Origin of the sequence: Pseudomonas macauensis, assembly GCF_047902425.1 — a bacterium.
Taxonomy (GTDB): Bacteria; Pseudomonadota; Gammaproteobacteria; order Pseudomonadales; family Pseudomonadaceae; genus Pseudomonas.
The window spans coordinates 5,374,680-5,392,582 of the sequence record NZ_CP138377.1 but is presented as its reverse complement, the minus strand read 5'-3'; the positions used below and the strand labels follow the sequence as shown (position 1 = coordinate 5,392,582).

The following is a 17,903-nucleotide window of genomic DNA, read 5'->3' as shown; positions in this document are numbered from 1 at the left end:
CTGTGGCATTGACCATCCTCGGCCTGTCCGGCGCCGTAAGCCATGACCCTTCCGCCGCCCTGTACATCGACGGCAAGCTGGTCGCGGCTGTCGAAGAAGAGCGCTTCGTCCGCGACAAGCACGCGAAGAACCGCATGCCCTACGAGTCGGCCAAGTTCTGCCTGGAGCAGGCCGGGATCAAGCCGTCGGACGTTGACGTGGTGGCCATTCCCTTCGCGCCCATCAGCATCTTCGACAAGGCCCGCTGGCACTACGCCAAGCGCTACGCCTACGCTCCGGACCGCGCGCTGGACGCCATCCTGCTCGGCAACCGCCGCTACCACCGCTACTACAAGCGCATCCAGTGGTGCCTGCAGCAGCTGGGCTTCGACCTGAAGAAAACCAAGATCCAGCCGGTCGAGCACCACCTGGCCCACGCCTCCAGCGCCTACCACTGCTCGGGCTTCAAGGAGAAGACCGCGATCCTCGGGATCGACGGCAAGGGCGAGTACGCCACCACCTTCTTCGGCTACGGCGAGAACGGCAAGATCCACAAGATCAAGGAGTTCTACGATCCGGACTCCCTGGGTGGCCTGTACGGCGCGCTGACCGAGTACCTCGGCTTCGACATGCTCGACGGAGAGTTCAAGGTCATGGGCATGGCGCCCTACGGCGACGCCAGCAAGTACGATTTCTCCCGCCTGGCCAAGTTCGAGAACGGCGAGCTGATCATCAACACCGACTACGCCAACGTCATCGGCTTCCGTCGCTACAAGGAAAAGGGCAAGGGCTACTACTTCTCGCCCAAGCTGATCGAGTGGCTCGGTCCCAAGCGTGAAGGCGACATCGCCGACGATCCGTACATCCACTACGCCGCCAGCATCCAGGCACTGTTCGAGAAGCTGGCGCTGGAGATGATGGATTACTACCTGGGCGACATCATCCGCGAAACCGGCAAGATCGCCTTCGCCGGCGGCTGCGCGCTGAACGTCAAGCTCAACCAGAAGATCATCGCCCGTCCCGAGGTCAAGGAGCTGTATGTGCAGCCCGCGGCCAGCGACGCCGGCACCGCCGTTGGCGCCGCCGCGTACGTGTCCTGGGAACGCGGTGTGCCGGTCGAGAAGATGGAGCACGTCTACCTCGGCCCGGAATACAGCAACGAAGACGTCATCGCCGCCTGCGCCCGCCACGAGGCCAAGCCGGTATGGCGCAAGATCGACAACGTGCCGGAGCTGATCGCCAAGGTGCTGGTGGACGGCAACCCGGTGGCCTGGTTCCAGGGCCGCATGGAGTTCGGCCCGCGCGCCCTCGGTGGCCGCTCGATCATCGGTTGCCCGAGCGTTCCCGGCGTCGCCGACCGCATCAACGCGCAGATCAAGTTCCGCGAGCGCTGGAGGCCCTTCTGCCCGTCGATGCTGGATACCGTCGGCCCGCAGATGTTCAAGATCGACCACCCGGCGCCGTTCATGACCTTCACCTTCGAAGTCAACGAAGAGTGGAAGACCCGCGTGCCGGAAGTCGTCCACGAGGACGGCACCTCCCGCGCCCAGGTCCTCAAGCGCGAGTTCAACCCGCGCTACTACGACATGATGAAGGAGCTGGAGAAGCTCACCGGCAACGGCGTGGCGCTCAATACCTCGCTGAACCGCCGTGGCGAGCCGATGATCTGCTCGCCCACCGACGCGCTGAACATGTTCTACGGGTCGGACCTGCAATACCTGATCATGCAGGACATCCTGGTGGTCAAGGATGGCGCGGCGGCCTATGACTCGCTCGGCTGAACCGCGCGTCCTGCAGTTCTGCCACGGCTATGACGGGCCCTTCCTGGATTGCGCCCGTCAATATGCCAGCCTGTTCGCCGGCACCGGCTACCGGGTCACCACGGTGTTCCTCACCGGCGCGCCCGACCCGGAAGTGGCCTCCGGCTGCGCCAGCGACGAGGTGCTGTTCCTCGACTACAGCTCGCGGGACATCCGCGGGTTGAAGCTCAAGGCGATCCGCGATCTACGCGAAATCGCCCGCTCCCGGGACTTCCGCTTCTGCATTGCGCACCGCTTCAAACCGACCTGGATCGCGATGCTCGGCACCCGGCTGCCGATCATCGGCGTGCACCACGGCTTCGGTGATTTCCAGCGCCTGGGGCGCAAGCTGTTCGCGCGCATCTTCGCCGAGCGCCTGAGCCTGCTGGGCGTCTCGAACGCGGTGCGCGACGAAATCCGCGCCTGCCTGCCTGCCTGGCCGCAGGAGCGCATCGAGACCCTCTACAACCGGGTCGATGTCGACGCGCTGCAGGCGCAGCAGGTCGATCGCTATCCTGCGCGTCAGCACCTGGGGCTGGCGGACAACGCCTGGGTGGTCGGCAACGTCGGCCGTCTGCATCCGGACAAGGACCAGGCCACCCTGCTGCGCGGCTTCGCCCAGGCGCTGCCGCGCCTGCCGCACAACAGTCTGCTGGCGATCCTCGGCAAGGGCCGCCTGGAAGAAGACCTCAAGGATCTGGCTCGCGAACTGGGTATCGCCGAGCGCGTGCTGTTCCTCGGCCAGGTTCCCGATGCCAAGCGTTATTTCAAGGCATTCGACGTGTTCGCCCTGAGCTCCGACCATGAACCGTTCGGCATGGTCCTGCTGGAGGCGATGGCTGCGGGCGTGCCGGTGATCGCGAGCGCAGGTGGCGGCGCCAGCGAAGTGGTCGAAGGCGTTGGCATCCTGTTCCCGCTGCGCGACGAGAAAGCCCTGGCCGAAGGCCTTGGACATATGGCGGCGCTCGACCGCGGCCAGCGCGAGGCCTGCGCGCAACAGATGGAGCAACGCCTGCAGACGCGCTTCTCCGACGGCGCCGTGCGTCGGGAGTTCTGGAGCTTGCCGCTGGTGAAGGCGCTCGTTGCCGAGCGCTGACTGCCGCTTTACCGCGTTGGAGGGACATGACGTGCGCGATTCGAAAGTCTTCTTGCTGGATTGCACATTGCGAGACGGCGGTTACTACAACAACTGGGACTTCGACGCGGATCTGGTTCGCGAGTACCTGCAGGCTGTGGCCAGTGCGGGTATCGATTATGTCGAGTTGGGTCTGCGCGGTTTTCCCCGGCACGGTTTTCGCGGCGGATACGCCTACAGCAGCGATGCCTTTCTCGCCAGCTTGCCGCTGGTTCCGGGCGTCTGCTACGGCGTGATGGTCAATGCCAGTGAGCTGGTCCAGCATGCCGAAGGGCCGCTTGCCGCTGCGGCGCTCCTGTTTGCTTGCGCGCAGGAGTCCCCGATCGACCTGGTGCGCATCGCCAGTCATGCCCATGAGTTCCAAGCGGTATTGCCAGCTTGCCGCTGGTTGAAACAGCAGGGCTACCGGGTCGGCATCAACCTGATGCAGATCGCCGAACAGTCTGACGAAACCATCCTGCAATTGGCTGCATCGGCGCAGCAGTTCGGGCTGGACGTGCTCTATTTCGCCGACAGCATGGGCAGCCTTTCGCCCGCCGATGTGCGCGCGATCATCGCCCTGCTGCGTCGCGAATGGGACGGCCCGCTGGGGATCCATGCGCATGATAATCGCGCACTGGCCCACGCCAACACGCTTGAAGCCATCGAGGCCGGCGCGACCTGGGTCGACGGCACTGTGCTTGGCATGGGGCGCGGTCCGGGCAACGCGCGCATCGAATACCTCGCCATGCAGCATGGCAAGCGCAATCTCTCGGCGCTTCTGCAACTGGTGTCGAGGCGCTTCCAGCCGATGCAGCAGCGCTACGGCTGGGGTACCAATCCTTATTACTACCTGGCGGGAATGCATGGCATTCACCCCACCTACGTCCAGGAAATGCTGGCTGACTCGCGTTACAGCGATTCGGATCTGCTGGTCGCGATCCAGGCGCTGCGCACCAGCGGCGGTAAAAAGTACAACCCGGACACTCTCGAGGCATCGCGGCACTTCTACCACGGCTCTCCTCGGGGTGAGTGGGCTCCGCAGGAGAGGCTGGCCGACCGGGAGGTGCTGCTGCTCGGCAGCGGTGCCGGCGTGGCCAGGCATCGTGATGCCATCGAGCATTACATCCGCAAGGCCAACCCCGTGGTGCTGGCGCTCAATACACAGACCGATATTTCTCCTGAGCTGATCCATTTGCGCGCGGCCTGCCATCCGTTACGCCTGATGGCCGATGGTGCCGAGCACGTGCAACTGCCGCAGCCGCTGATCACGCCGGCGAGCATGTTGCCCGAGGATGTGCTGAATTCCTTGAAGGGCAAAGCGCTTCTGGACTTTGGTTTGTCCATCGACAGGCAGGGCTTTGGTTTCCATGCCCGGCACTGTACATTGCCGACGTCGCTGGTGGCGGCCTATGCGTTGGCAATCGCGGCCAGCGGCAAGGCCCGGCGGGTTCTGCTGGCGGGTTTCGACGGCTATCCCGGCGAGGATCCGCGCAATGTCGAGGTCAACGACGTGCTGGAGGCTTATCAGGCTCAGCAGGCAGTGCCCGAATTGCTGGCGATAACACCGACCCGCTATCAGGTTCCCTGTTCTTCCATCTATGCCCTTTGAGTCATCTATGTCCGCTCAGCTCGATTACGCCGTGATCATTCCCGCTCGCTACCAGTCCAGCCGCTTGCCGGGCAAGCCGCTGGTGGAGCTGAACGGCGTTCCGATGATCGTGCGTACCTACCGGCAGTGCCTGAAGGCTTGTCCGGCTGAACGAATCTACGTCGCGACCGACGATGAGCGGATTCGCCAGGTATGCGAGGCGCACTCCATTGCCGTGCTGATGACCTCCGGGGACTGCCTTACCGGTACCGACCGTCTCGCCGAATGCGCGCAGCAGCTCAATGCGGATGTGTTCATCAACGTGCAGGGTGACGAGCCAGTCTTCAACCCGGACGACCTGCTGCGCATGATCGAGGCCAGCGCCCAATGGCCGGACGAGGTGCTCAACGGGTTCTGCGCCATCGAGCAGGAACTGCAGTTCCGTAGTACGAGCACGCCCAAGGTGGTCATGCGTCCCGATGGCCGCCTGCTCTACATGTCTCGCGCGACTATTCCCGGCACCAAGGCGGACGAGTTCATCAAGGCCTGGCGTCAGGTCTGTCTGTACGCCTTCCCTCGTGCCGCGCTCGAGGCCTTTGCCGCCTGCACGAGCAAAACACCGCTGGAGAGTCTGGAGGACATCGAGATACTGCGTTTCCTGGAGCTGGGTTGGGAGGTGCGGATGCTTGAACTGTCGCAGGACTCCATCGCCGTGGACAACCCTGAAGACATCGAGACGGCCGAGGCGGCCATTCGGGCGCGGGGACTGTGATGCTGCGCAATCTCGCCGACTACCGCTGCCTGGTGTTCGATTGCGATGGCGTCGTGTTGGACTCCAACGCAGTGAAGACCCGGGCTTTCCACGAAGTTGCACTGCCGTTCGGGGGCAGCGCTGCGCAGGCCTTCGTTGATTATCACCAGGCCAACGGCGGCATATCCCGCTATCGCAAGTTCGAGTATTTCCTGCAGGACATCGTGAGGGCGGAGGACGTTCAGGCATTGCTCCCCGGTCTCCTCGAGCAATACGCTGCCGCCGTTCGCCAAGGATTGCTGGACTGTGCCGTGGCGCCGGGGTTGCAGGCGTTGCGAGCGCAGTTGCCCGATAGCCGTTGGCTGATCGTTTCGGGCGGTGATGAGGCCGAGTTGCGCGACGTGTTTTCCGCTCGCGGCCTGGACCGCCTGTTCGATGGTGGCATCTTCGGTAGCCCGACGCCGAAGGACCGTATCCTTGCCCGCGAACTGGCTAGCGGCAATATCGCCGGCCCCGCCCTGTTCCTGGGGGACAGCCGCTTCGATTACCAGTGCGCCCATGAGGCTGGACTGGATTTCGTCTTCCTTGACGGCTGGAGTGAATTCCACGACGCGGCCGCCTTCTTCGCCGACAAGTCCGTCGCAGTGCTCCGTGATATCCAGGCGTTGCTCGGGATAGAAGAAACCCCATGACGGTTGTGACTCTGGAGGCCGGACCTTCCGGCGAGCGTACCTTGCACCTGCCTTCCGGGCAGGCGCGTCGTCTGCCGTCCTGGCAACTGCTGCGCAATAGTCGCAGCGGGGCGGTCTTCATCATCGCCTCGGGGCCATCGGTGGCGGAGTTTCCCCTGAAGGACTACGCCCATGTACCGATGATCGCGATGAACGGCTCCATCGCCCGCTTCGAGCAGGAGGGCGTGCGTCCGTTCTTCTACCTTTGCGACGATGCCGGTGTGGCCGAAAAGAAAAGCACTGCCGTTGCCAGTGGCATTCACCTGTCGCAATGGGCGGCGCTGGGGATGGAGGCCATGAAGCGGTTGTACGCAAAGGAGCCGCAGGCGCTGCAGGCGGAGAACCTTCTGCTGATGGAGCGTGTCAATCGTTGGGCGGATGTGCCCCAACGCTCAGACCGCGCGTTCGCCTGGTCGGCCCGGAAGGACCCGGATTTCGTCATGAACTGGTCCTTGCTAAGCCAGGCCGCCAACCGCTTGGGTTTCAGCCGGAACTTCGGTCGGGGTTACTTCTCCGCTCGCACCATTGCCTATGTCGCCATTCAGTTGGCGTATTACTTGGGTTTCGACAAGGTGTTCCTCGTGGGCGTAGATATGAATTCGTCTCTCGGACAGTTCTACGATCCTGCCGGCGTCCAGGTAAAAAGCCGCCTGGACGATGATTTCGACGGGCACATCCTGCCAAATTTCAGCCTGCTGGCCCGGCAGGTCATCGACTCCGGGTTCCAGGTGTTCAATCTTTCCCGCGAGAGCCGCCTTCCCGGCGAGTTGATCCCCAAGGTCAACCTTGCCCAGGTCCATGAACTGGTGGCCTTGGCAGCGTCGCAACCATTGTCTCCTGAGGTGGGCAAGTCGGTATGAAGGTCCTGTTCCTGGTCCAAAAAGAACAACGTGCGATCCTCGATCGGCTGTATGACGGTATCGCCGAGCATTGCGAGTGCGACCTGCGCTGGCTGACCAGTGACGAGCAGGCCAACCTGCGCCGTTACTTCCGCGAGCACGTGGATGTCTCGAAATACGACCGCATCCTGTTCTTCCTGCGCTTCAAGAAGGAGATGCGTCAGGCCGCCTTCATCCGCAGCGTGCCCAACCTGGTCATCCTCGAACACGACGCCTACCAGAACTACATTCCCTGCAAATACACCGGGAAGTTCAGCGCCCACTATCGCCGTCTGCCCTGGGCGCGCGTGATCAGTTCCGGCTTCATGGTCAGCGAGCGGCTGCGCCAGGAAGGTTTCGATGCGGTTTTCGTGCCCAAGGGCTACGACCAGGACCTGCTCCGTGACTTGGGTCGCGAGCGCGATATCGAGCTGGCTTTCGTGGGGAGCACTGGCAGCGTTGCCTACAGTGGCCGCAAGGCGCTGCTGGACGAGCTGGGCAAGGTGGAAAACCTGCTGGTTACCAAGACCAATTCAGGCGAGGACTACCTGAACACCCTCAACCGCATTCGCTTCTTCGTCAGCGCGGATGTCGGCATGGGTGAGTACATGATCAAGAATTTCGAGGCCATGGCCTGCGGCTGTGTGTTACTGGCCTACGACCAGGGCGAGGCGGAGAACCGCGCTCTCGGCTTGCAGGATATGCACAACGTGGTGCTGTACCGCGACGTTGCCCAGCTTCGCAGCAAGCTGAAGATGCTTCGAGAGGACCCGCAACGAGTGGCTCGGATTGCCGAAGCGGGGCGGAAGCTGGCGCAGGACGGTTTCGGTTTCGGGCAGATCGGTGCTCGGATCGTCCGGGCCATGACACCTCCCCTGCGCGAGCGGCCTCAACCCGGCATGCTGGAACGCCTGCGCCTGGCGTTGAGGGTCTGACCCGTGGCTCATCCAATGGCAGCTGCCGAGGGAACTGTGGAATACCCGCTGATTTCCGTATTGGTGCCCTGTTACAACCGAGAGCGCTACATCGAAGAGACGCTGCTGAGCATTCTCGAGCAGGACTATCCGAACTTCGAGTTGATCGTGGTGGACGACGGTTCGCAGGATGCCAGCGTCGAGAGAATCCAGGCACTGCAGCAACGCTTCGACTTCCAGTTTTACCGTCAGGCCAACCAGGGTGTCAGCGCCGCGCTCAACACGGCTTTGCGCCATGCCCGCGGCGAATTGGTGGCAACGCCGGACTCCGATGACATCATGATGCCGGGGCGCTTGAGCCTTCAGGCCAACTATATGAAGGATCACCCCGAGGTCGGCTGCCTCGGAGGGCGCGTCGTCTATATCGACGCTGATGGCAAGCGCCTGAAGGGCGAACAGCGCAATGGCATACGCAGCTACAGTTTCGACGACCTGCTGGGGCATGCCATTGCCATCGGCGCAACGGTGGCGATGTATCGCCGTGAGGCCATTGAGCGGGTCGGGGGCTACGATCCGGAGATTCGTATCCAGGATTTCCAGATGACCCTGAAGATCGCCCACCTGGGCTATCGGGTCGAAGTTCTACCGGACGTGGTCAGCGGCTACCGTCGTCATGACGGCAACTTTTCGAAGACGGCCTACCGGCGCCAGTTCGATTACGACTGTATGACAGTCGCCCCTTACCGTGACCACCCGGCATACCTCGCGGGCATGACCTGCATCGTCAACAAGGCGCTCAAGCAGTCCGTCGTCGGGGACAAGGCTTACGCCTGGTCGCTGCTGCTGCAATTGCCGCCTTGGCGTTGGAATCGCGTCACCTGGCGGAGGATTCGCCATTTGTTGTTCAAGTTCGGGTAGGAAGAAGTTTTTCGATGAAGGATGTGATTGCGCACGCCTGGAGGGCCTGGTGCCCGCGTCTGACGCCGATGGGGGCGAGCCAGCGACGGGGTAGCCGAATCGCCGAGGCGATGCTTGGAGTCGGAGTGCTCTGGAGCATCGGTGGTGTGATGCTGACGCCGACCATGAAGTTCTACTCTCAGATGGTCATCCTGTTCGTCTACCTGCCGTCTCTGTGGCTGTGCATTGCCCGCCGACAGGAGCTTGGACATCTGCTTCGGGCCCACAAGGAAATGTGGGTGCTGCTGGCGCTGTTCGGTTGGGCGGTCCTGTCGCTGCTCTGGTCCAAGGGTGGCGGCAATCCGCTGGGCTCATTCAAGGAGGCGGCGCTGTTCATGCTGCTTATCCAGGGTTGGGTGCTCTGGGGGCGCGCGGATGAGCGGCGGTTACGCCTGGCCATGCTCTCGCTGGCACTGGTGATCGGTTTCTACAGCGTGGCTGCCCTGATCCTGAAGCCGGAATTTGGCGGCGGTCGCCTGAACGGACTTGGCGGATTCCTCGACAACCCCAATGCGGCGGCCTATTCGATCGCCTTCGTCACGGTGATGTGCGTGCCGTTACTGCCTCGCCGGGGCTGGCAGCAGTTACCCTGGGCGATGCTGCTGGCCGTCTCGCTGATCTACGTGGTGTTGTGTGGGAGCCGAGGGGCGCTTCTGGCCCTGATGGTTACCGCGATCTTCAGCCTGAGCCTGGTGCCCGGTCGGGTCGCCAAGCTGCTGCCGTTCTTGCTGTTGTTGGGGGGGGCGATTCTCTTCGTGGTCGAACCGGGGTTGCTGGCGCGCGGCGATGCCCAGCGCTTCGATCTGCTACGCAATGCCTGGCCGCAGATCCAGGAGCACCTTTGGACGGGAGTGGGGCTGGGGGGCGATTATTCGGTAGCCAGTGCGACGATCATCTACCGCAATGGCGCGCATAATTTCCTGGTGCACACCGCCCTCCAGTACGGCGTGCCGGCACTGCTGCTGTTCCTGCTGCTGTGGGGAATGATAGGGCTTCACGCCTGGCGTTGCCGGACGCGCGCGCTGGGGCTGTCGGTGATGTTGCTCTGGGTATTCTCCAGCGTGGCCATGCAGTTCGACGTCTTCAGCCTGTGGGAGCGTACGCGCGCCATGTGGCTGATGCCCTGGGTCGTGATCCTGCTGGGACTGTGCCTGGAGCGCTGGCCGCAGGTGCGGCCGGCGGTCATGGAGCCGAGCTGAGAATCTGCTTGAGCTCCGGCAGGCTCCAGCGCACCGGGCTGCGCGCGAGGTAGGCCTTCGACAGGCTGTCGGTGTTGCCCTCCAGCAACCACTGGCGGTCGTTGGCATAACGCAGCATGTGGGCGAAGTTGCGCTTGCGCTGCAGACGGGACAGCGCCCGGCGCTGCTTCTTCATATCGGCGAGGTCGATCAGGCCCAGCCTGCCTTCGGGCGTCTTCACCACGTTCCCCAGGTGCAGCGAGCGGAAGTACACGCCCTGATCGTGCAGGTCCGCGATCAGCGTGCCCAACTGCGCAGCGAGCTGCTGGTCGGCCTCGCCGGCGGCGATGACCTGACGCAGCGTATCGCCCGGTAGTGGCCGGTAATGCACGGCGTCGCGAGCGATATCGGCGATGCGATAGACCGCGATGATCTCGGGGCAGGGCACCGCCAGGCGTTGCAGGGTCCGGGTGTTGTCGGCGAAGCGCTGGGCGTAGGGATAGAACGCCGCCGAGGAAATCAGGCGCTTGCGCCGGAACAGTTTCAGGAAGTTGCCGTCCGCCAGCCGCAGGACCTTGTCGCCGTGCTTGTCGGCTTCCAGCACCTGGGCGCCGGCGCGCAGCGATTCGTAGGCGGGGAGGGCAAGGTCTTGCATGGCGTGGTCCTGTTCAAGAGCGGGCTATAGTAGCCCAGCCGCCGGGCAAACGAGAGCGCTGTGTTATAATCGCCAACCTTTTAAGCGTGCGATTCCTACATGGCCGGCAACGAAACCCAGGCTCCCTCCAGCCTGAAGATTTATTTCCGACTGCTTTCCTATGTACGCCCGTACATCGGGATGTTCCTGCTCAGCATCGTCGGCTTCCTGATCTTCGCCGCTACCCAGCCAATGCTGGCGGGCATCCTCAAGTACTTCGTCGACGGCCTGGCCCATCCGGACGCCAAGCTGTTCCCCAACGCGCCGCTGGCCTGGTTGCGTGACCTGCAACTGCTGTATGCGGTGCCGCTGCTGGTGGTACTGATCGCGGTCTGGCAGGGTGTCGGCTCGTTCCTGGGCAACTACTTCATCGCCAAGGTCTCCCTGGGCTTGGTGCAGGACCTGCGCATCGCACTGTTCAACAATCTGCTGACGCTGCCCAACCGCTATTTCGACAGCCACAACTCCGGGCACCTGATCTCGCGCATCACCTTCAACGTGACCATGGTCACCGGCGCTGCCACCGACGCGATCAAGGTAGTGATCCGCGAAGGCATGACCGTGGTCTTCCTGTTCCTCTCGCTGCTGTACATGAACTGGAAACTGACCCTGGTGATGCTCGCGATCCTGCCGGTCATCGCATTGATGGTGACCAGCGCCAGCCGCAAGTTCCGCAAGCAGAGCAAGAAGATCCAGGTGGCCATGGGCGACGTGACCCATGTGTCCTCCGAGACCATCCAGGGTTACCGCGTGGTTCGCAGTTTCGGTGGCGAGGCTTATGAGCGCCAGCGCTTCCAGAACGTGACTGACGAGAACACCAGCAAGAACCTGCGCATGAACAAGACCTCGGCGATCTACACGCCGATGCTGCAACTGGTGATCTACAGCGCCATGGCCGTGCTGCTGTACCTGGTGCTGCTGCTGCGCGGCGACGCTACTGTCGGCGACCTGGTGGCCTACATCTCCATGGCCGGCCTGCTGCCCAAACCGATCCGCCAGCTCTCCGAAGTCAGCTCGACCATCCAGAAGGGCGTGGCCGGCGCCGAGAGCATCTTCGAGCAGCTCGACGAGCAACCCGAAGTGGATCATGGCACCGTCGAGCGCGAGCGCGTGAACGGCCGCCTGGAAGTGAAGAACCTCAGCTTCACCTACCCGGGCACCGAGAAGCAGGTGCTCAAGGACCTGAACTTCAGCGTCGAGCCGGGCCAGATGGTGGCGCTGGTCGGCCGCTCCGGCAGCGGCAAGTCGACCCTGGCCAACCTGATTCCGCGCTTCTACGACCACAGCGACGGGCAGATCCTGCTCGATGGCGTGGACGTCGAAGACTACAAGCTGACCAACCTGCGCAAGCACATCTCGCTGGTGACCCAGCAGGTCAACCTGTTCAATGACAGCGTGCTGAACAACATCGCCTACGGCGACCTGGCCAGCAAGCCGCGCGAGGCGGTGGAAAAGGCCGCCGACGATGCCTTCGCCCGCGAGTTCATCGATCGTCTGCCTGAAGGATTCGAGACCGAAGTCGGCGAGAACGGCGTGATGCTCTCCGGCGGCCAGCGCCAGCGCCTGGCGATTGCCCGTGCGTTGCTCAAGGATGCGCCGGTGCTGATCCTCGACGAGGCCACCTCGGCGCTGGACACCGAGTCCGAGCGGCACATCCAGGCCGCCCTGGAGAAGGTCATGGAAGGCCGCACCACCCTGGTGATCGCCCACCGCCTGAGCACCATCGAGGCGGCGGACCTGATCCTGGTGATGGACCAGGGTCACATCGTCGAGCGCGGCAGCCACGACCAGCTGATCGCGCAGAATGGCTACTACGCCCGTCTGCATGCGCGACAGTTTGCCGACGAGCCGGCCGAGGCAGGTTCCAACGCCGAGCAGTCGGTTTGACGTTCCTGACATGCTGAACCGACTGCGCCTTTTCCGCGAACGCGGCTGGACGCCCATTGCGGCGGCTGATTATGCCGTCGCCTGGCAGACCTTCGGTGGCAGCGTCGCCACCCATCCCGACGTGGTCGAGCGTCTCGCCAGCCTGGCCGGTATCCCGGTGCGCTACCTTGGCTGGTTCGAGGGCGACGAACTGCGCGCCGCCGTACCGACCTGGGGGCGCAATCTGGCGCTGTCCAAGGACGTGCTCAAGCGCGAGGGCAAGAAGGCGCTGTTCGACCTGGGCAACGCCGAAATCATCCTGCCCATCGCCGAAGGTGCGCGGATCGAGCTGCGCCACCGGGTTCGCTACCTCTCCGAGCTGAACCGCGAGCAGGTGAGCGATGCCCGCGAGCAGCCCGAACAGCTGGCGATGAACCGTGCGCCGGCCGATTTCTCCAAGAAGTTCCGCTACAACCAGCGCCGCGAGCAGCGCCTGCTGGAAGAGGCGGGGGGCGTGCTGCAGCCCATGAGTGAGCTGAGCCCCGAGGAGCAGGCGCGCATCTATGCCGACCTGTTCCAGCGCCGCTGGGAGTTCGAGGTGCCGGGCAAGGCGCGGCTGGCCGAAGTCTTCAGCCTGATGCGTGAATTCATGCGCGGCTCCCTGGTGCGCCTGGACGGCGAGCCGGTGGCGATCCAGATTCTCTACCGGGTCGAGGCGCCGAAATGGGTCAGCGTGGAATACATCAACGGTGGCGTCGCCCCGGAGAATCGCGACTTCAGCCCTGGCAGCGTGCTCAGCTTCGTCAACACGCAGGAGGCCTGGGCCGACGCCGAGGCGCTGGGCAAGCCGCTGCGCTACTCGTTCGGCCGCGCCGACCGCGAGTACAAGGACCGTTGGTGCCACCGCGTGCCGGTATTCCAGGTCTGATCCCGCTTTTCGTAGGAGCGAGCTTGCTCGCGAACAGCCCCGCCGCGCCGGTGGGTTCGCGAGCAAGCTCGCTCCTACAGCTCCAGCCGACTTAACGGAGAACCACCATGACCGCCCGCAAGCAGCAACTGCTCAAACAGCACCGCCGCAAGAAACGCGTGGTCCTGCTCATTGCCCTGCTGGCGCTGATTCTGCTCGGCATCTTCGCGCCCTGGTGGAGCGTGCCGCTGGCCGTGATCCTCGGCTGGGTCGCCCACGAAGCCTGGTTCGCCGACCACCTGTTCTACTCGCCACGCGACGACTACCGCTACGACTTCCCGCAAGGCAGCGTGGCCTTGCCGGTCTCCCTCGGCCCGCGTGGCCTGCACCTCGCCGACGGCGCATTGCCGGCGGACGCGGAAACCCTTGTGCTGGAAGTCGAGGTCAAGGCTTCCCTGCTTGGACGCTGGCTCGACCCGCAGGTGCTGATCGAAGGCGGCGAGAGCGACCGCCAGGACTTCGAGCGTGGTGTCAGCGGCAAGCGCTACATCAACCTCTCCGGCCAGGGCGATGCCCTGCGCGCCGGCCATCTGCGCCTCCGCGGCCGCCATTGCCGCCTGGCGCAACACGCTGTGCTGCACGCCTTCAACAATCCCGATTACGCCCGTCAGCGCCTGCTGATCGTCGCGCCCCATGCCGATGACGCCGAACTGGCCGCCTTTGGCCAGTACAGCCGCTGCCCGGAGGCCTGGATCGTTACCCTGACCCAGGGCGAAATCGAGGCCGAGCACTACCAGCGCCTGGGCCTGGACAAGGCCGCCGCCGCCCGTCTGAAGGGCCGCCTGCGTATCTGGGACAGCATTGCTGCGCCGCTCTGGGGAGGTGTGCCCGCTGAGCGCTGCGTGCAACTGGGCTACTACTGCCTGCAACTGCCGGCGATGGCGGCCGAGCCCAGCCAGGCCTTCGGCTCGCGGGAATCCGGCGAAAGCGATGTGCGCAGCGCGCGTAGCTTCAACCCGCTGCAGTTGCCCGCCGACCGTGACGGCGCGCCGACCTGGTTGAACCTGGTGGCTGACCTGACCGCGCTGATCGAGCATGTCCGCCCCGATGTCATTCTCACCGCCCATCCGGAACTGGACCCCCACGCCGACCACGTCCACGCCACCCGCGCCGTGCTGGAAGCCCTTGGCCGCAGCAACTGGAAGCCGCAGACCCTGCTGCTCTACGCCAACCACCTGCACGACAATGACCGCTGGCCGATGGGCCCGGCCGACGGCGGCATCGCCCTGCCTCCTTGTATCGAAGCATTACCGGCTGACCCGTTGTGGAGCCCGGTGCTCGATGCGGCTACTCGCATCGACAAGGCCCAGGCGCTCGCCCTGCAGCACGACCTGCAGACCCCGCTCAGCGGCAAGAAGCGCCTGCGCCGCCTGATCCAGCGCCTGCTCGCCGGGCGCCAGTGGCCGGTGGCCGGCGAGGACGAGTTCTTCCGCAAGGCGGTGCGCCGCCACGAGCTGTTCTGGGTTCGCAAAGTCCCCTAGTCAATACAGTGACTGCCCGGTGCTCGGCGCAAGTCGCACTGGGCGGCTATGGTATTATCCGCGGCGATTTCGACCTGCGGAGTTCCCATGAAACTGACCATGCCCCGATTCGATCAGGCCCCCGTGCTGGTGGTTGGCGACGTTATGCTCGACCGCTACTGGCACGGCGCGACCTCGCGCATCTCGCCCGAGGCGCCGGTGCCCGTGGTGCGGGTCGAGCAGCATGAGGACCGTCCCGGTGGCGCCGCCAACGTCGCGCTCAACCTTGCCGCCCTCGGCGCCCCGGCCTTCCTGGTCGGCGTCACCGGCGTCGACGAAGCCGCCGACAGTCTCACCGACAGCCTCAAGGCCGTGGGCGTGACCACCCGTTTCCAGCGCATCGCCGGTCAGCCGACCATCGTCAAGCTGCGAGTCATGAGCCGCCACCAGCAACTGCTGCGCGTGGACTTCGAGGAAGCCTTCCGCACCGACGCCGTGGCCCTCTCCGTCGACGTCGAGGCGTTGCTGGATAACGTCCGCGTGCTGGTGCTCTCCGACTACGGCAAGGGTGCGCTGAAGAACCATCAGCAACTGATCCAGGCTGCCCGCCAGCGCAACATCCCGGTGCTGGCCGATCCCAAGGGCAAGGACTTCGCCATCTACCGTGGCGCCAGCCTGATCACCCCGAACCTCTCCGAATTCGAAGCCATCGTCGGCCGCTGCGCCGACGAGGCCGAGCTGGTCGCCAAGGGCCAGCAACTGATGACCGAGCTGGAACTCGGCGCGCTGCTGGTCACCCGTGGCGAGCACGGCATGACCCTGCTGCGCCCCGGCCACAACGCCCTGCACCTGCCGGCCCGTGCCCGTGAAGTGTTCGACGTCACCGGCGCCGGCGACACCGTGATTTCCACCCTGGCCGGTGCCCTGGCTGCCGGTGAAGACCTGCCGCAAGCCGTGGCCCTGGCCAACCTGGCCGCCGGCATCGTGGTCGGCAAGCTCGGTACCGCCGCCATCAGCGCCCCGGAACTGCGCCGCGCCGTGCAGCGCGAGCAGGGCTCCGAGCGTGGCGTGCTGAGCCTCGATCAACTGCTGCTGGCTATCGAGGACGCCCGCGCTCACGGCGAGAAGATCGTCTTCACCAATGGCTGCTTCGACATCCTCCACGCCGGCCACGTGACCTACCTGGAGCAGGCCCGCGCCCAGGGCGACCGTCTGATCGTCGCGGTCAACGACGACGGTTCGGTGACCCGTCTGAAAGGCCCGGGCCGCCCGATCAACAGTGTCGACCGCCGGATGGCCGTACTGGCCGGCCTCGGCGCGGTGGACTGGGTCGTCAGCTTCGGCGAAGACACCCCCGAGCGCCTGCTGACCGAAGTCCGCCCTGACGTGCTGGTGAAGGGCGGCGACTACGGCGTGGACCAGGTGGTCGGCGCTGACATCGTCAAGGCATACGGCGGCGACGTCCGCGTGCTGGGCCTGGTGGAAAACAGCTCCACCACCGCTATCGTCGAGAAGATCCTGCACCAGGGCTGATCCCTCACTTTCTGTAGGAGCGAGCTTGCTCGCGAACAAAACCCGCTGCGGACTCGTTCGCGAGCAAGCTCGCTCCTACAGATACTCGCCTTCGCGCGGACCTCCCACTGACCGCTCTGCCAGCGACCGACGGCAAAGCGGTCATGGTTCCCCCGCCGATTCCCGGCGCATGATCGATGGCATCCACCCTCCGCGGAGCGAGATGCCATGACCACCGATGTGCAGGGCCGCGCCCTGGCCGTGCTGAACCGCGTCGCCCAGGCCGACTGGCCGGATCGCCTGAAGCTGCGCAAACCCTTCGAGAAACTGCTCTACAGCGGCAGCCGCACGGGCTTTCGCATGGTCAGCGAGCGCGCCGCCAAGCAGACCAAGACCCCGCGCAAGGTCGACCCGGATGGCCTGTTCGACCTGTCCCTGTCCGACGAGCAGCAGATGCTGGTGGAAATGCTCGAAGGTTTCGCCGTCGAAGTGCTGCGCCCCGCCGCCCACGACGCGGATGCCAAGGCCAGCCTCAGCCTGGAGCTGCTCGCCCAGGCGCAGGAGCTGGGCCTGACCCATTACGGTGTCAGCGAAGTGCATGGCGGCATGGCTGGCGAGCGCACCGCGGTGACCAACGCGCTGATCGCCGAATCCCTCGCCCAAGGCGACCTGAGTCTGGCCGCCGCGCTGCTGGTGCCGCTGTCGGCAGCCAACTGCATTCGCCGCTGGGCGTCGTCCGAGCAGCAGGCGCGCTGGTTGCCGGCCTTCGTTGCGGAAGACGCGGCGCCGCTGATTGCCATCGCGGTGACCGAGCCGCAACTGCTGGGCGATCCGCAACGCTTGTCCACCAAGGCGCGCAAGCGCGGATCGAACTACATGCTGTCCGGCGAAAAGTGCCTGGTCGTGCACGGCGTGGATGCACAGAAATTGATAGTCGCGGCCGACGCGGGCGATGGTCCGGCGCTGTTCCTTGTCGACACCCGCGCCAAGGGTGTCGAGGTGCGTACTGAGCCTGCCATGGGCCTGAAGGCCACCGGCACGGCGCGGGTTCGCTTCAAGGGCGTGAAGGTGCCGGCCGAACAGCGGCTGGCGGCGGAGCGCTTCGACTACCAGGCCTTCCTCGACTACACCGCGCTGGCCTGGTGCGCGCTGGCCGTGGGTACCGGGCAGGCTGCGCTGGACTATGTGATCACCTACTGCAACGAGCGCGAGGCGTTCGGCGAGCCGATCAGCCATCGCCAGGGCGTGGCCTTCATGGTCGCGGACATCGCCATCGAGCTGGACGCCATGCGCCTGATGGTCTGGCGCGCCTGCGCGCTGGCCGAACGCGGCCAGGCGTTCCACCGCGAGGCCTATCTCGCGAAGCTGCTCTGCGCGGAGAAGGCCATGAAGATCGGCACTGACGCCGTGCAACTGCTCGGTGGACACGGATTCACCCAGGAACACCCAGCCGAGCGCTGGTACCGCGACCTGCGCGCGATCAGTCTGATGGCCGGCGGTCTGCATCTGTAG

General features: G+C 64.6%; 15 protein-coding genes. 14 read left to right on the top strand and 1 reads right to left on the bottom strand.

Features of this window, described 5'->3' with window-relative positions; genetic code table 11:
• Positions 1-2 precede the first annotated feature (2 nt).
• Genes SD196_RS24755 through SD196_RS24715 form a run of 9 tightly spaced genes read left to right on the top strand, consistent with a single transcriptional unit; the run spans position 3 to position 9,913 of the window.
• Complete coding sequence (locus SD196_RS24755) at positions 3-1,760, top strand: carbamoyltransferase (RefSeq protein ID WP_017520455.1); 1,758 nt, start codon at positions 3-5, stop codon at positions 1,758-1,760.
• Positions 1,744-2,874 (top strand): glycosyltransferase, encoded by a 1,131-nt coding sequence (locus tag SD196_RS24750; protein ID WP_416310788.1) that lies wholly within the window; start codon positions 1,744-1,746, stop codon positions 2,872-2,874. The genes SD196_RS24755 and SD196_RS24750 overlap by 17 nt, the downstream gene beginning before the upstream one ends.
• Before the next feature lie 31 nt (positions 2,875-2,905).
• Positions 2,906-4,504 (top strand): aldolase catalytic domain-containing protein, encoded by a 1,599-nt coding sequence (locus tag SD196_RS24745; RefSeq protein WP_416310787.1) that lies wholly within the window; start codon positions 2,906-2,908, stop codon positions 4,502-4,504.
• 7 nt (positions 4,505-4,511) lie between these two features.
• A complete protein-coding gene (locus tag SD196_RS24740; protein WP_331317803.1) occupies positions 4,512-5,255 on the top strand; it encodes a 3-deoxy-manno-octulosonate cytidylyltransferase in 744 nt (247 codons plus the stop codon).
• On the top strand, positions 5,255-5,926 hold the full coding sequence (locus SD196_RS24735) for an HAD family hydrolase (RefSeq protein ID WP_331317801.1): 672 nt from the start codon (positions 5,255-5,257) through the stop codon (positions 5,924-5,926). The genes SD196_RS24740 and SD196_RS24735 overlap by 1 nt, the downstream gene beginning before the upstream one ends.
• Complete coding sequence (locus SD196_RS24730; RefSeq protein ID WP_331317799.1) at positions 5,923-6,825, top strand: lipopolysaccharide core biosynthesis protein; 903 nt, start codon at positions 5,923-5,925, stop codon at positions 6,823-6,825. The genes SD196_RS24735 and SD196_RS24730 overlap by 4 nt, the downstream gene beginning before the upstream one ends.
• The gene (locus SD196_RS24725) at positions 6,822-7,778 is read left to right on the top strand and encodes a glycosyltransferase family protein (RefSeq protein WP_416310786.1); all 957 of its coding nucleotides are present in this window, start codon (positions 6,822-6,824) and stop codon (positions 7,776-7,778) included. Before SD196_RS24730 ends, SD196_RS24725 begins: the two co-directional genes overlap by 4 nt.
• Positions 7,779-7,793: 15 nt before the next feature.
• On the top strand, positions 7,794-8,675 hold the full coding sequence (locus SD196_RS24720; RefSeq protein WP_331317795.1) for a glycosyltransferase family 2 protein: 882 nt from the start codon (positions 7,794-7,796) through the stop codon (positions 8,673-8,675).
• Positions 8,676-8,689: 14 nt separating this feature from the next.
• A complete protein-coding gene (locus SD196_RS24715; RefSeq protein WP_275608951.1) occupies positions 8,690-9,913 on the top strand; it encodes an O-antigen ligase family protein in 1,224 nt (407 codons plus the stop codon).
• Here SD196_RS24715 and SD196_RS24710 read toward each other — a convergent pair.
• Positions 9,897-10,547: a lipopolysaccharide kinase InaA family protein gene (locus tag SD196_RS24710; protein ID WP_275608950.1), complete on the bottom strand. Its 651-nt coding sequence runs from the start codon at positions 10,545-10,547 to the stop codon at positions 9,897-9,899. The two genes, SD196_RS24715 and SD196_RS24710, sit on opposite strands and share 17 nt — an antisense overlap.
• A gap of 99 nt (positions 10,548-10,646) precedes the next feature.
• Between SD196_RS24710 and msbA the strand changes: the two genes are divergently transcribed.
• From msbA to SD196_RS24685, 5 genes are all read left to right on the top strand, one after another.
• Positions 10,647-12,473 carry a lipid A export permease/ATP-binding protein MsbA gene (msbA, locus tag SD196_RS24705; RefSeq protein ID WP_275608949.1) on the top strand — a complete coding sequence of 609 codons (1,827 nt, stop codon included), beginning with the start codon at positions 10,647-10,649 and terminating at the stop codon, positions 12,471-12,473.
• 10 nt (positions 12,474-12,483) lie between these two features.
• Positions 12,484-13,380 (top strand): GNAT family N-acetyltransferase, encoded by an 897-nt coding sequence (locus SD196_RS24700; protein WP_343576722.1) that lies wholly within the window; start codon positions 12,484-12,486, stop codon positions 13,378-13,380.
• Positions 13,381-13,487: 107 nt separating this feature from the next.
• On the top strand, positions 13,488-14,900 hold the full coding sequence (locus SD196_RS24695; protein ID WP_416310785.1) for a PIG-L deacetylase family protein: 1,413 nt from the start codon (positions 13,488-13,490) through the stop codon (positions 14,898-14,900).
• Between the two features lie 87 nt (positions 14,901-14,987).
• Complete coding sequence (gene hldE, locus SD196_RS24690; protein WP_343576729.1) at positions 14,988-16,412, top strand: bifunctional D-glycero-beta-D-manno-heptose-7-phosphate kinase/D-glycero-beta-D-manno-heptose 1-phosphate adenylyltransferase HldE; 1,425 nt, start codon at positions 14,988-14,990, stop codon at positions 16,410-16,412.
• Between the two features lie 207 nt (positions 16,413-16,619).
• Positions 16,620-17,903 (top strand): acyl-CoA dehydrogenase family protein, encoded by a 1,284-nt coding sequence (locus tag SD196_RS24685; protein WP_416310784.1) that lies wholly within the window; start codon positions 16,620-16,622, stop codon positions 17,901-17,903.